The following is a 13544-nucleotide window of genomic DNA, read 5'->3' on the forward strand; positions in this document are numbered from 1 at the left end:
ATGCGCCTTATTCTAATTGTTCTTATAAGCTTTCTGTCGTTTGAGTTTGGCTTTGCTCAATCATCGGGTACTATTCGTGGATCGGTAGTGGATTCGCTATCCCGAAAGCCGCTACTCGAAGCATCAGTGTCGCTGTTATCAGCCCGCGATTCGTCGCTGGTGACATTCGGGATTACCGATGGAGAGGGGAAGTTCGTCTTTCTGAAAGTGGCAGAAGGGCAATATCGGGTGCTTGTTACCTATGTGGGCTATCGTAGCCGCGCCCGTCGTGTTTCGATCACGAAAGATGATCTTACCGGCGATGCTGGAACGATTGATTTGGTCGCGCAATCGCAAACGCTAACCGAAGTGTCAGTGCAGGGAGAAAAAGCCCCGATTGCCGTAAAAGGCGATACACTGGAGTTTAATGCGGGCTCGTTCAAAACCCGCCCGAATGCGCAGGTAGAAGACTTACTCAAGAAATTGCCCGGCGTGCAGGTTGATCGCGATGGCACGGTTACGGCTCAGGGACAGGCTGTTACGAAAGTATTGGTGGATGGTAAGCCGTTTTTTGGCAACGACCCCAAAATGGCTACGCGTAATCTGCCCGCCGATATTATTGATAAAGTACAGCTTTTCGACCAGTTATCTGAACAATCGGCCTTTTCGGGCGTGGACGACGGAGACCGCTCAAAAACGATCAACATTACAACGAAAAAGGATAAACGAAAGGGTTCGTTTGGCCAGCAGACGATTGGGGCCGGGCCAAAGCCCGGCGATGACGCGCGGTATTCGGGTCGGGTAAGTTTGAACCGCTTTAATAATGGCCAGCAGATTTCGGTGCTTGGCATGGCTAATAATGTTAACCAGCAGGGGTTTACGGCTCAGGATTTGGGCCTTGGCGGTAACTTTGGCGGGGCCGGACAAGGCCAGGGCGGGGGAGCCGGTGGTGGCGGCAATGTAATTCGTGGTGGCGCTACCGGAGGGGCCGGTAATGGAAGTGGTCAGGTGGGAAGTAATGCCATTACTCAATCGTGGGCGGCAGGAATTAACTACCGCGATGGGTGGGGAAAGAAAATTGATGTAGTGAGCAGCTATAATGCAAGCAATACAAACACCCTCACCGATCAAAAAAGCCGCAGGGAAAACGTATTGCCCAACCTTAGTACGTCGGGCACAACGACTCCCCGGACGGATTCATCGTTTGTGCGAAACCAGACTAACGGTTCTGATAATACCAATACGAATCAACGCGTCAATCTCCGACTCGACTACCGGCTCGATTCGATGACAACGATTCGGGTCATTCCGAGTTTATCATGGCTGAGTTCAACGTATAGCAACCAAAGTGATTCGAGAACGGTGAACAGCCAGGGCGTGCTGGCAAATTCGAGCACGACCAATTACAATTCAACGGGCGATGGCTTTACCGGTAATAACTCACTATTACTGTTTCGCAAGTTCCACAAGCGCGGACGCACTTTCTCTGTAAACTGGAATGTAGCGTTGAACAATCAGGACAACGCAGGTATCAATCGGTCTGTGAATAAGTTAAGCCGGCCCATCTCAACGACGACTGGTTCGGGAAGCACCGGAATGCCTGATTCGACGGGCTTGTACACGCAGATTATCAACCAGCGAAACGACCAGCAAACGCACTCTATGACGAACAGTATTAATGTAAGTTATACAGAGCCGCTTTCACTACGCCAAACACTTGAGTTTCACTACACACTGTCAAACAACCACAACACATCGAACCGGGCGGTCAATGATTTCAACGAAACGACAAGCCAGTATGATCAACCAAACTCCTTGTTGAGCAACCGTTTTGTAAATGACTACGTAACTAATCGGGGCGGACTTACGTGGCAAACTAAACGATTGAAATATACCTATGCCCTCGGCCTCGATGCGCAGCAGGCGAGTCTGCGGTCAGATAATTTGAGTCGAGAAACAAACCTGAGCCGGACCTTTACGAACCTACTGCCGAATGCGCTGTTTACGTACAACTTTGGCAAGAGCCGCACGTTGCGTCTTACGTATCGTACCCGCATCAACGCGCCCTCAGTCAACCAGTTGCAGCCCGTTCCGAACAACACTAATCCACTTAATATACAGCTTGGCAACGCCGGTTTACAACCTGAATACGCTCACACGGTATCGTTGAATTTCAATCGGTTCGAGCCATCAACGTTCCGTAATCTGTTTGCTTTATTAAACGTTAGTCGGACGGATAATAAAATTGTCAATTCGACAACTTTTACCCCATCAGGAGCGCAAACGACAATGCCTGTAAATACGAATGGATATTATACGGTAAATGGTTCGCTGGTGATGGGACAACCCATTAAACTTGGCCCTCAGAAAGCCAATCTTAGCCTGACAACGAATCTGACCTATAACCGGGGAACGAGTTTTGTAAATAGCCAGTCAAATCAGGCGCAAAATTGGTTGGTTGGGCAGGGAGCGAGTCTAAGTTCTAATTTCGTGGAGAAACTGGATTTGAATCTGGCTGGCAATATCAATCTTCAGTCGGCTAAATACTCGCTGCAACCGCAACAGAATACGACCTTCCTGAATCAGACTATTACGTTTGATGTGTACTATCAACTGCCCCTAAATTTCACCTTCTCGACCGATGTGTATTTCAATCATTATGGCGGAAATTCGGGTAGCGCTAACCAGTCGTTTACGCTCTGGAATGCAACGTTGGCTCGGCAATTATTTAAGCAGAAACAGGGCGAAATTCGGTTTCAGGCGTTCGATATGCTAAACCAAAACCGGAGTATTGTAAGAAACGTAACAGACACCTATACCGAAGAAGTGCAGAGCCGGGTTCTGAACCGGTATTTCATGGTAAGTTTTGTGTATAACCTACGCCGGTTTGGTGCGGGCATTACGCCACCAAGAGATCCCTTTAGTCAGCCAGGGCGGGGCGATGGCCGGGGTCAGGGAGGAGGTTTTCGAAGAAATGGATAATTGATATTTTATATTTTTGTGGTGTCGGTTTGAGAAACCGACACCACAGAAGCCTTTTCGTATGTCTTACTTTATATACCGAAAATCTTCTCCGCCTTTCAAGGCCAGAAGCGTTTCGTACATGAGTTTGATAACGTTTTGCACATCGTCCATGTGAACGGTCTCAACCGTAGTGTGCATGTATTTGAGCGGAAGCGAAATCAGGGCCGACGCAATGCCTTCGGTAGCGTAGGCGAATCCATCGGTATCGGTGCCCGTCGAGCGACTGACGGCCTGACGCTGGAAGGCAATATCCTGCTGTTCTGCCACACCAATCATAAAATCGAGCACATTGTTTTGTACAGCGGGGCCGTAGCACAACACAGGTCCGTCGCCACATTTAAGATCGCCCTGTTCCTTTTTGTCGTACTTTGGCGATTGCGTATCGTGTGTAACGTCAGTGCAAATAGCCAGGTCGGGTCGGAGTCGTCGGGCAATCATTTCGGCACCCCGAAGGCCGATCTCTTCCTGTACGGCGTTGACGACGTAGAGCGTGAACGGCAGCGTTACGTTGTTTTCTTTCAACAAACGGGCGACTTCGGCAATCATGAAACCACCCATGCGATTGTCCAGCGCCCGCCCAACATAATAGCGGTTATTTAATTCCATCAAACCATCGACGAATGTGCAGACCGTTCCAACGTGAATGCCCATGTCCAGTACTTCCTGTTTGGTGGCCGCACCAACGTCAATAAACAGGTCTGTTATTTTTGGCGCCGTGTCTTTGGCAAGGTCACGAACGTGAATAGCAGGCCAGCCAAAAACGCCTTCCACAACACCTTTTTTCGTGTGCAGATTTACCCGCATCGAAGGAGCAATGAGGGCGTCGGAGCCCCCGTTTCGCCGGACGAAGAGGTAACCATCGTCGGAGATGTAATTGATGAACCACGAAATCTCATCGGCGTGGGCTTCAATAACAACTTTGTAGTCTTTTCCCGGCCCTATAACACCAACGGCAGTGCCATACGTATCAACAATGTATTCGTCCGTGTAAGGTTTGAGATAATCCAGCCAAATCTGCTGTCCCGACGATTCAAAGCCTGTGGGCGAAGCGTTGTTGAGGTACTGATACAGAAATTTTTTACTTTGTTCGTTCATTGGATGCTAAAAAATGGGTCTAAAAATTCTTTTAATGGTTTGAGGGTTGGGTATGTGGGGTCAAGGTTCCAGTGGTTTTCATTTCTGTAATCGCGTTGACGCTCTTTTATTTTTTCTTTTTCTGTACCCGACTCACCAACTAATGCTTCGAGATAGGCATATATTTTGGTTTTTCGAGCTGGTAATGTAAATAAGCCCGTCTCAGTCATCGCAGTTTTTTTGCCATTTAGACACGACTCATAGGCTTGCCAACAGTCAAAAATAATTTGGTTCTCTGGATGAATTATAGTTTGAAGAAGGGTTTCTAAATCACCATCAGCTTCATTATTTGGAAGCAAAAAGAACGTAAACCCATGTGTTTGGCTATGGGAGCTAAATAATAAATGATTGTCTGGGTAATGATCTGCGTCGAATATTACAATTACTGGAATACCTAAAAAGTCAGCTTGCTCAAATAAAATACTTAGTTTTTCCAGTTTATTAGCACTATCAAAAGCGTCTTTACCATCCAGATGAATAATGTCACCAAGCTTCCCTAAACTAGCAATACCCAAGGGGTAAGTATACCATTCATTGATTAGGTCTTGGAGAAATTTGGCATCGGCAATACCCTCTACCAATATCTTAATTTTACTCATAATTGGCCTCCTCTTGTATTAACGCCAATACTTAGCGAAAACTCGAATTGCTCGAAGTCATATGTAAACGCTTTCACTTCGCCTTGTTTGTTCTCAAGAAGAGCAATATTGCGGGCTTCAGACTGAAATTGTTTCATATCCTCATCCGAAAGGGCTTCAACAAATGCTTGCTGGCATTCGAGGCTATGAGTAGTGGCGAATAGTTGGACGTTGTATTTAGAAAAGAGCTGAATAATATTTTTCCAGTAAGTTTTTTGATGAGTAAAATGGATACCAGCACCGATTTCATCGACCATTAAACGTCGGTTTTCTGTTATCAGTACTTCTAGGAGAAGACGAAAATATTTAACAGTACCGTCTCCAAAATAAGTAAGTGGATATAGAGTATTGCTATCTGAGAGAATTATCCCTAATACTTCACTGTTTCCAATTTTGTGAGGACGTATTTCTTCGATTTTGGGGATGAATAACCGTAGATTACTCTCGATTTCCTTCCTAATATTTTTATTGGAATTGACGAATTGATAGTAAATGCCTATCAATTCTGATCCATATCCTAGGTTTGCCGATATGAATGGAACATAAGAATCTAAGTTGAAACCGTTGTATTTAGGTATCGCTGACCCTTCAAAATAAGCAGCAATAAGTTGCCAATCAATAAATTTCCCTTCGTTATGTATTTTGGATAGTTTTAACCATTGATCTGGAATTGTAGTGACAACTGATTCTTTTATAGCTGCTTTCTCAGGGTCATAAAGTTGTTGGTGAGGTCTGAGCTCTAGACGCAGATCAATGTTATTTGCTGTAATTCTAATAGGACCTGCTTTCTTAAAAATTGCTTCCCAGAAACGAGTTTGTTGAATTTCTTTGTAAGTAAACTCAGCTTCCTGTGATTGAGCTAGGCCTCTATCCCAGAATGTAATCCAATAGTTATAGGCAAGCCTAGTGATGTTTTCATCAAACGTCAACGCTTCCAGCACTGACGTTTTTCCCACATTATTATCCCCTACAATCAGGTTGAACTGCCCCAGATTGCTCATCTCGAAGGAGTCGAACCGTTTGAAGTTCTCGATTTTGAAGTAGGTGAGGTGTTGCTTTTCCATAAATGACACTGACTTAGCCAACAAAAAGGGGGTGAACAAATGTACTAAACTGTCTTGTACGTTTGGCAGGGCATTCTAAAACCCAATCCGCTCGCGGGTTTGTTCTACGTCCATGTAGCGCAACAGGTCCATCGCAATGCGGTCGTCATATTTACGCTTCCAGTAGTTGGCTTCAAGGCGCAGCTTGTCTAATTCGAGTTGTTGTTTTTCGACTGTCAGGCGGAGTGTTTCGAGTTCGTGGCTGATGAGTTCGTCGGATTTTACCTCAATAACTTGCGCCGAAATAGCTTCGTCGGTGAGCAGGATTAAAGGAGAGATGGCCAAAACGGTTGCAATTTGGGCCAGCCGGGAGAGTGTCAGATCAGTTTTTCCCCGTTCAATATCGCCATAGGCAGTAGTGGACAGGTTGAGCAGATCAGCCATGTTTTCCTGTGATAAACCGCGTTGGAGCCGTTGCAGGCGTATTTTTTCTGCCGGACCATGATTAGTGATGGAGTTCATATCAAGTAATAACGATAAAATCTAAATCAAAACCGACAGGGCTTTTCGTGATGATAACGCAATTTTGTAACGAAACAATTCTCGAACTTACACCAACCGTTCTTGGTTTTCAAATCAAGAAGTAAACCCAATTATGAATAACGAAAAAGAATTCCGCAATTTCGCCGTGCATCACATGGGTCTTAATGGCCTGACGGTGGATGGTTACGTAAAGCACACCATCGAAAGTAATAGGGTTGAAAACATGACCCGCTCGGTCATTGAAGAACGCCCGATGAATTTCCGCGAAGTCGATGTGTTTTCACGCTTGATGGCCGACCGTATCATCTTCATGGGCTTACCCGTCGATGACAACATCGCTAATATCATTGTGGCGCAGTTGCTCTTCCTGGAGTCGGCTGATCCTAAAAAGGATATCCTGATGTATTTAAATAGCCCTGGTGGTTCGGTGTATGCCGGTTTGGGTATCTACGACACCATGCAATATGTTCGGCCCGATGTGGCTACCGTTTGTACCAGTCTTGCTGCTTCTATGGGAGCTGTACTGCTGGCTGGTGGTGCCGCCGGAAAACGCTCAGCCTTACCTCACGCCCGTGTTATGATTCACCAGCCTTCGGGTGGTGCTCAGGGTCAGTCGGTCGATATTGAAATTACCGCCCGCGAAATCGTCAAACTACGCGAAGAGTTATACGAAATTTTGGCGCTTCACTCAGGTAAACCCATTGAGCAAATCGAAAAAGATTCGGATCGCGACAAGTGGATGCGTGCCGAAGAAGCGAAAGAATATGGTTTAATTGATGAAGTATTGCGCCGGGAAAAATAGTCTGAACAGACGGGGTAGAGTCAATAAAGAAACGCGGGAGTTACGCTTAGTAGCTCCCGCGTTTTTGTTGGGTACCCGTTAAGTTTGTGTACAGAGTAAAAAAGTACACCCTACAAAGATCGGAATCTTAACCCGACTTGGCCGTTTGACTACCAATTAATAACTTTGTTAATCTCCAACGACTCAGATTCGCCTGAGTCATTTTTTGTCGCGAAATTAGCGTAATAAAGCGTTTACAAGAACCGTTTAACCAAACTGAATGACAAACGTGAATACGTTTGCCTCATTCGATAACCCCCAGCCCCTTTACACTGCAACCGTTCATGCCACAAATTACTTGCTCGTTCTGTGGACGACGCAAAAACGAAGTACTACTATTGCTGTCGGGTATCGACGCGCACATCTGTAACTACTGCATTGAGCAGGGTCATCAGGTGGTGTTGGACGAAACGCGCCCCAAACGCAGCGACCCAACCGAGATAAATATTAAGCTCATTAAACCGATTGATATGAAGCGCCACCTCGACCAATACGTTGTTGGTCAAGACGAAGCCAAAAAGTCAATCACGGTTGCCGTTTATAATCACTATAAACGATTGATGCAGCCAAATACCAATGATGACGTAACGATTGAAAAATCGAACATCATTATGGTGGGCGAAACCGGCACGGGTAAAACGTATCTTGCCCGCTCGATAGCCAAAATACTCGAAGTGCCGTTCTGCATTGCCGACGCAACAGTTATTACAGAAGCTGGCTACGTAGGTGAAGATGTTGAGACTATTCTGACACGTCTGTTGCAGGCCGCCGACTATAATGTTGAAGCAGCCGAGCGCGGAATCGTTTATATTGATGAGATTGACAAAATCGCCCGCAAGTCAGACAATCCGAGCATAACTCGCGATGTAAGTGGGGAGGGTGTTCAGCAGGCTCTGTTGAAATTACTGGAAGGATCGGTTGTGAATGTGCCGCCCCAGGGGGGACGTAAGCACCCCGACCAGCGAATGATCGCTTTAAATACCGAAAATATTTTATTCATCTGCGGTGGTGCCTTTGATGGAATTGAGCGGCACATTACGAAACGTATTAACACTCGACCAATGGGTTTCACGGGTAACCGACCGCTGAATGAAACATTTGAGCGAGGCCACCTAATGCGGTATATTTCGGCCCTCGACCTGAAATCATTCGGGTTGATTCCTGAACTTATCGGACGTTTACCTGTATTGACTCACCTCGAACCGCTCGACCGCTCGGCCCTGATGCAGATTTTGACGGAGCCGAAAAATGCCATCACGAAGCAGTATGATAAACTCTTTCGAATGGAGGATATTACGCTTCATTGGGACCCCAGCGCCCTGAATTATATTGTTGATCAGGCTTTGCAGTATGGGCTTGGTGCACGGGGGCTACGCTCAATATGCGAGTCAATTATTACTGATGCCATGTTTGAAATGCCTTCGCAAACGGCTGTGAAAGAGCTAACTATTAGTCTGGAGTATGCCCGCGAAAAATTTGGGAAATCCAGTACCCATCAATTTCGTTCAGTAGCGTAATCACTTATAAGCATTCATAAAAGGTCCGCTCTACATCAGACTTGATGTAGGGCGGACCTTTTTATGAATAAGGTATATACCTATACGTAAACCTCCACGAATTGTTCCGTTTGCTGATGCTGAATGAATTTTTTAATCAAAATGCCAACAAATGAATAAAGTTGTAGTTGATGAGAGTGATAATTCACTCGTTCACTTAAAAACAGTACACTATGCGTATGTTCTCCAAACACATCTTCACCGCGCTTTTAGGAGCAGCTATCTTTTCGTCATGCAGCCGTCCAGTGGCTTACATGCAACCTAGCGCGCGTGAACACTTTGTAACAACATCAACTAAAGCAGTACCCCTAACAACCACAGAGAGTTCTGCTCCTGCGGTTATTGAAGCAACGGTTCCTGTAACAGTTGCGACTCCTGCCGAACAGGTTGCCAAGGCTACCACGGCTCTGGATCAAATGGATGCTATGGTGCGCAACGATAGCAAACTAAGTACTGACAAAACGGTTCAAAAACGTCTAAATCGGGTACGGACACTACTAGCTGTAACATCGACTAAAGCAGCTGTGTCACCTACAGAGGTTAGCGCTCCTAAAAAAGCGAACTTGATGGAACGGTTGATACTGAAAAAAATGAATAAGAAAATCAGCAAACAACTAGCTCCGGCTAATCCGAACAAAGCAATGTCCAGTCAGGGTACATTGGCAGCGGGTGCCGTCTTGGTTATCATTGGCCTGCTGCTATTGGTACTAACGTCTGGTACGGCTGCAACGGTTGGCCTTGTGGCTATCCTGGTTGGCGCAGTTATTTTGTTGATCGGGTTGTTGTAACACGCATTAATTCAGGATCTATAAAGTCCCCGTCAAGCTAAAGTAGTACCTCGCTGACGGGGATTTTAATGACCTCTTGAGTACTAAAAACACTTATTTGTATCTATTTTTTCATTAATGTTCCGAATGTCCCAACAAATGCATAAAGTTGTAGTTGTTGAGGATGTTGTACTAATCATTTATTTTAAAACAATCTACTATGAGCATGTTATCTAAACACCTTTTTGCAGCTCTTTTAGGCACTGCCCTTCTTTCATCGTGCAGCCGTCAGGTAGCGTATTTTCAGCCTAGCGCCCGCGAAAGCTTTAAGTCGGCACAATCCGTAACGGTGGCAGCCTCTACGCCTATTGAAGCAGTACAACCCATTGAAACAGCACAACCTGCTGAAATCGCTACGTTAACTCCTGCCACTGCCGTTCCGGTTGAGCAACAAATTGCTCAAACAAAACAGGCAGTAAACGAGGTAGAAGCCTATGTACGTAACGACAGCAAACTGGCATCGAACAAAAAACTGGCTAAACGAATGGTGCGGTTAAACGAACTATTGGCAACAACCAGCAGCAAAGCGATGGTGTCAACAAATGCTGCTTCTACAAAAAAGATGTCGCTGATGGAGCGGACAATGCTCAAAAAAATTGACCAAAAAATCAAAAATCATGTAGCGCCAGAGAAAACTCAGGCAATGAGCAGCAATGTTCGTCTGGGAGTTATCATCGGTATCATTGGTTTGCTTTTACTCATTCTGGGTGGTGGCAGCGTGTTAGGTGTTATCGGTGCGATTGGTCTTATTGTTGGCTTAGTGCTTATTCTGCTTGGTGTTATCAACAACTCATAGAGTACATGAATAAACCCGTATCAATTGGGCTTATTCACGGTCACGGCGTAGATGCTTCCATTTGGGATAGCATCTACGCCGATTTGGCTTTGGATAATTCGGTTCTAAAACCTGACTTTGCCCAACTCACAAATCTCACCACGATTGATGAGTACGCGGATGAACTGTATGCTCGACTACAGGCAGCTAAGGTCGAAAAAGTCGTGCTGGTGGGACATTCGATGGGAGGGTATATGGCCCTTGCTTTTGCTGAACAGCACCCGGAGATGGTGCAGGCATTAGTTCTTTACCATTCTACTGCTACCGCCGACGACGAAAATCGACGTCAGGCGCGTCAGCAAGCTATTGACGGGCTGGAAATGGAGGGACCATCTCCGTTTATTCAGAAGCAGTTGCCAAAAATGGTAGCACCCACATACCCACCCGAAAAAGTGCAACTACTAGTCGAGCGCTTCAAGAGTTTGCCCGCCGACGCGCTTATTGCCGGGATGAAGGCTATTGCGGGTCGACCTGACCGAACAGGTGTTTTGCGAAATGCTCTGTTTCCCGTTTTATTGGTGTTGGGCCGCGATGACCAATTGATTCCCTACGAGAAAACAGCGCAATTAGCCGATTTGTCCAACCAGATCAGCGTTGCCATCATTGAGCAAGCTGGACACTTAAGCATGATTGAGCAACCTATTGCGTCGATTCAGACAATTCGATCATTTATTGGGAAATTCTAATCCATGACAGACACGTATTGGAATAGAGGAGGCTGATTCAGCTTCCTTTTTGCGTTTTAGGCCCTATTTTACATTGATTATCCGTAAACTTGCACCTCAATTATGGTACAGTATTGGATTACTTAACGTATCCGATACGTTTATATCGTCAAACGAATGGCTGAGCTTTTTAATGTTTATCCGCTATACGACATTGAGCCCGTCAGGGCGCAGGGTAGCTACCTCTGGGATGCCGATGGCACCCGTTATCTCGATCTCTACGGTGGTCATGCTGTGATTTCGGTTGGTCATACGCATCCGCGCTACGTGAAAGCACTGACGGACCAACTGAATAAAATTTCGTTTTATTCCAATTCCGTCAGGATTCCCCAACAGCAGGAGTTGGCGAATAAATTAGGGGATCTTTCCGACCATCCCAATTATTCCTTATTTCTGTGTAATTCCGGGGCTGAGGCCAACGAAAACGCGTTAAAACTGGCCTCGTTTCACAACGGACGGACAAAGGTCGTAGCCTTTACCAAATCGTTTCATGGTCGTACCGCCGGGGCTGTTGCTGTTACTGACAATCCGGCTATTGTAGCCCCGATAAATTACAATCAGCACGTTACATTTCTGCCCTATAACGATTCCCAAGCTGCTCTAACGGGCATTACAACCGATACCTGCGCCGTAATTATTGAAGGAATTCAGGGTGTGGGCGGTATACAAGTGGCAACCGACGAGTTTTTACAGACGCTCCGTAAACGGTGTGACGAAACGGGTGCAATACTTATTCTGGACGGTGTTCAATGTGGATATGGCCGGTCAGGTAAGTTTTTCTCACACCAGTTTAGCGGTATCGAAGCCGATATTATTTCGATGGCGAAGGGAATGGGTAATGGATTTCCCATTGGCGGCATTCTGATATCGCCCAAGTTCAAGGCTAGCTATGGACTACTTGGTACGACTTTCGGTGGAAATCATCTGGCTTGCACGGCTGCCATTGCTGTGTTAGACATCATGCGCGATGAGGGACTGATGGAAAATGCCACCCGTATTGGCAATTACTTTATGGAAGGTATTCGGCAGATTGGCGGGTATAAAGACCTGCGTGGTCGGGGCCTGATGATTGGTATCGAATATGATTTTCCCGTAGATTCATTACGTAAGATGCTGTTATTCGAACATAAGCAGTTTACAGGTGTAGCCGGAAAAAATACCATTCGGTTGCTGCCTTCGCTGGCTGTTGGTATTGACGAAGCCGATATGTTTCTGGATGCGTTACGTAAAGAAGTTGCTGTGTTATCGTAAAATACCAAATCATATAGCTATCACTGCCTGAGTTTGCGTCCTCACAGATCATTTGGGCATCAGCTATTAATTAGTAATTAGTTATTCGGATAACGTTTGTGAGGACACAGACCTTGAAATCGATGCGCCTACCTCTGCGTTAAAGTTAATATGAACAATTTTCTTTCCCTTGCTGACGTCACGAACATCGACGCCCTGATTCAATCCGGACTTGCTGCCAAAGCCAATCCCTTTGCCGATCAACTTCTTGGTAAAAATAAAACGATCGGCCTGGTCTTCTTTAATTCCAGCTTGCGAACACGACTAAGCACACAAAAGGCTGCTCAAAACCTCGGTATGAATGTAATGACCATGAACGTTGGTCAGGATAGCTGGGGACTGGAAATGGAGGAAGGTGTGCTTATGAATGGCGACAAAGCTGAACACGTTCGTGAAGCAGCAGCCGTCATGGGCCGGTATTGCAACATAATTGGTATTCGCGCTTTTGCCGAACTCAAAGATCGTGACAAAGACTACCGGGAGCAGGTCATGCACCAGTTTGCTACCTATGCCAAAGTGCCCATTGTCAACCTTGAATCGGCCACGCGCCACCCGTTACAATCGCTGGCGGATTGCATTACAATTGAGGAAGCAAAAAAGGTAACTCGCCCGAAGGTTGTACTAACCTGGTTGCCACACTTTAAGCCTTTGCCGCAGGCAGTAGCCAATTCATTTTGCGAATGGATGAACGCCCGTGTCGATTCAGGAAATGTTGAATTTATCGTGACCCACCCGGAAGGATACGAACTTGCTCCCGAATTTGTCGGTAATGCCCGTGTGACGCACAATCAGGATGAAGCCTTTGCCGGTGCCGATTTTATTTATGGGAAAAATTGGTCGTCCTATACAAACTACGGTCAGGTACTTACACAAGACTCGTCCTGGGCTGTAACAATGGATGACTTACGCCTTACGAATGATGGTAAGTTTATGCATTGCTTACCCGTACGTCGTAATTTAAAAGTGTCTGATGCGGTGCTGGATAGTCCTCAATCACTGGTAATTGAACAGGCTGCCAACCGCGAATGGTCGGCTCAGGCGGTTTTGAAAGAAATACTAAAAAGTATGTAATACCACATTGATTGGCCCGGCAAACACAGACGTTTTTA

At 46.0% G+C, this 13544-nt stretch carries 12 protein-coding genes; 8 read left to right on the plus strand and 4 right to left on the minus strand.

Translation table 11 applies throughout. The features are described 5' to 3' along the window. The gene (locus tag ACFS25_RS07215; protein ID WP_381498040.1) at positions 1 to 2961 is read left to right on the plus strand and encodes an outer membrane beta-barrel protein; all 2961 of its coding nucleotides are present in this window, start codon (positions 1 to 3) and stop codon (positions 2959 to 2961) included. Between the two features lie 66 nt (positions 2962 to 3027). Here the strand turns inward: ACFS25_RS07215 and ACFS25_RS07220 are convergent, their stop codons facing one another. The 4 genes from ACFS25_RS07220 to ACFS25_RS07235 form a co-directional block, all read right to left on the minus strand. Then, positions 3028 to 4098 (minus strand): M42 family metallopeptidase, encoded by a 1071-nt coding sequence (locus ACFS25_RS07220; protein WP_381498041.1) that lies wholly within the window; start codon positions 4096 to 4098, stop codon positions 3028 to 3030. Further along, positions 4095 to 4736 (minus strand): DUF3226 domain-containing protein, encoded by a 642-nt coding sequence (locus tag ACFS25_RS07225; protein ID WP_381498043.1) that lies wholly within the window; start codon positions 4734 to 4736, stop codon positions 4095 to 4097. The genes ACFS25_RS07220 and ACFS25_RS07225 overlap by 4 nt, the downstream gene beginning before the upstream one ends. Next, the gene (locus ACFS25_RS07230; protein ID WP_381498045.1) at positions 4733 to 5839 is read right to left on the minus strand and encodes an AAA family ATPase; all 1107 of its coding nucleotides are present in this window, start codon (positions 5837 to 5839) and stop codon (positions 4733 to 4735) included. Before ACFS25_RS07230 ends, ACFS25_RS07225 begins: the two co-directional genes overlap by 4 nt. A gap of 75 nt (positions 5840 to 5914) precedes the next feature. Next, complete coding sequence (locus ACFS25_RS07235; protein ID WP_381498046.1) at positions 5915 to 6340, minus strand: helix-turn-helix domain-containing protein; 426 nt, start codon at positions 6338 to 6340, stop codon at positions 5915 to 5917. A 133-nt stretch (positions 6341 to 6473) separates the two neighbouring features. On the opposite strand from ACFS25_RS07235, the gene ACFS25_RS07240 reads away from it, so the two are divergent. From ACFS25_RS07240 to ACFS25_RS07270, 7 genes are all read left to right on the plus strand, one after another. Beyond that, complete coding sequence (locus ACFS25_RS07240; protein ID WP_381498048.1) at positions 6474 to 7163, plus strand: ClpP family protease; 690 nt, start codon at positions 6474 to 6476, stop codon at positions 7161 to 7163. 323 nt (positions 7164 to 7486) lie between these two features. Then, positions 7487 to 8719 carry an ATP-dependent Clp protease ATP-binding subunit ClpX gene (gene clpX / locus ACFS25_RS07245; protein WP_381498049.1) on the plus strand — a complete coding sequence of 411 codons (1233 nt, stop codon included), beginning with the start codon at positions 7487 to 7489 and terminating at the stop codon, positions 8717 to 8719. Between the two features lie 212 nt (positions 8720 to 8931). Beyond that, on the plus strand, positions 8932 to 9546 hold the full coding sequence (locus ACFS25_RS07250; protein WP_381498051.1) for a hypothetical protein: 615 nt from the start codon (positions 8932 to 8934) through the stop codon (positions 9544 to 9546). A 199-nt stretch (positions 9547 to 9745) separates the two neighbouring features. Then, positions 9746 to 10381: a hypothetical protein gene (locus ACFS25_RS07255; protein WP_381498053.1), complete on the plus strand. Its 636-nt coding sequence runs from the start codon at positions 9746 to 9748 to the stop codon at positions 10379 to 10381. A 5-nt stretch (positions 10382 to 10386) separates the two neighbouring features. Continuing rightward, complete coding sequence (locus ACFS25_RS07260; RefSeq protein WP_381498055.1) at positions 10387 to 11106, plus strand: alpha/beta fold hydrolase; 720 nt, start codon at positions 10387 to 10389, stop codon at positions 11104 to 11106. 156 nt (positions 11107 to 11262) lie between these two features. Continuing rightward, positions 11263 to 12396 carry an aspartate aminotransferase family protein gene (locus tag ACFS25_RS07265; RefSeq protein ID WP_381498057.1) on the plus strand — a complete coding sequence of 378 codons (1134 nt, stop codon included), beginning with the start codon at positions 11263 to 11265 and terminating at the stop codon, positions 12394 to 12396. Positions 12397 to 12546: 150 nt separating this feature from the next. Next, a complete protein-coding gene (locus ACFS25_RS07270) occupies positions 12547 to 13506 on the plus strand; it encodes an N-acetylornithine carbamoyltransferase (protein ID WP_381498059.1) in 960 nt (319 codons plus the stop codon). Positions 13507 to 13544: the final 38 nt, after the last annotated feature.

It is taken from the genome of Spirosoma flavum, assembly GCF_042686045.1.
In the GTDB taxonomy this organism is placed as follows: domain Bacteria; phylum Bacteroidota; class Bacteroidia; order Cytophagales; family Spirosomataceae; genus Spirosoma; species Spirosoma flavum.

What these genes read in the sequence shown, in the direction of transcription:
- ACFS25_RS07220 (WP_381498041.1), bottom strand. Translation starts at nt 4,098, where the DNA reads ATGAACGAACAAAGTAAAAAATTTCTGTATCAGTACCTCAACAACGCT.
- ACFS25_RS07235 (WP_381498046.1), bottom strand. Translation starts at nt 6,340, where the DNA reads ATGAACTCCATCACTAATCATGGTCCGGCAGAAAAAATACGCCTGCAA.
- ACFS25_RS07255 (WP_381498053.1), top strand. Translation starts at nt 9,746, where the DNA reads ATGAGCATGTTATCTAAACACCTTTTTGCAGCTCTTTTAGGCACTGCC.
- ACFS25_RS07260 (WP_381498055.1), top strand. Translation starts at nt 10,387, where the DNA reads ATGAATAAACCCGTATCAATTGGGCTTATTCACGGTCACGGCGTAGAT.
- ACFS25_RS07215 (WP_381498040.1), top strand. Translation starts at nt 1, where the DNA reads ATGCGCCTTATTCTAATTGTTCTTATAAGCTTTCTGTCGTTTGAGTTT.
- ACFS25_RS07225 (WP_381498043.1), bottom strand. Translation starts at nt 4,736, where the DNA reads ATGAGTAAAATTAAGATATTGGTAGAGGGTATTGCCGATGCCAAATTT.
- ACFS25_RS07270 (WP_381498059.1), top strand. Translation starts at nt 12,547, where the DNA reads ATGAACAATTTTCTTTCCCTTGCTGACGTCACGAACATCGACGCCCTG.
- ACFS25_RS07230 (WP_381498045.1), bottom strand. Translation starts at nt 5,839, where the DNA reads ATGGAAAAGCAACACCTCACCTACTTCAAAATCGAGAACTTCAAACGG.
- ACFS25_RS07250 (WP_381498051.1), top strand. Translation starts at nt 8,932, where the DNA reads ATGCGTATGTTCTCCAAACACATCTTCACCGCGCTTTTAGGAGCAGCT.
- ACFS25_RS07240 (WP_381498048.1), top strand. Translation starts at nt 6,474, where the DNA reads ATGAATAACGAAAAAGAATTCCGCAATTTCGCCGTGCATCACATGGGT.
- ACFS25_RS07265 (WP_381498057.1), top strand. Translation starts at nt 11,263, where the DNA reads ATGGCTGAGCTTTTTAATGTTTATCCGCTATACGACATTGAGCCCGTC.
- clpX (WP_381498049.1), top strand. Translation starts at nt 7,487, where the DNA reads ATGCCACAAATTACTTGCTCGTTCTGTGGACGACGCAAAAACGAAGTA.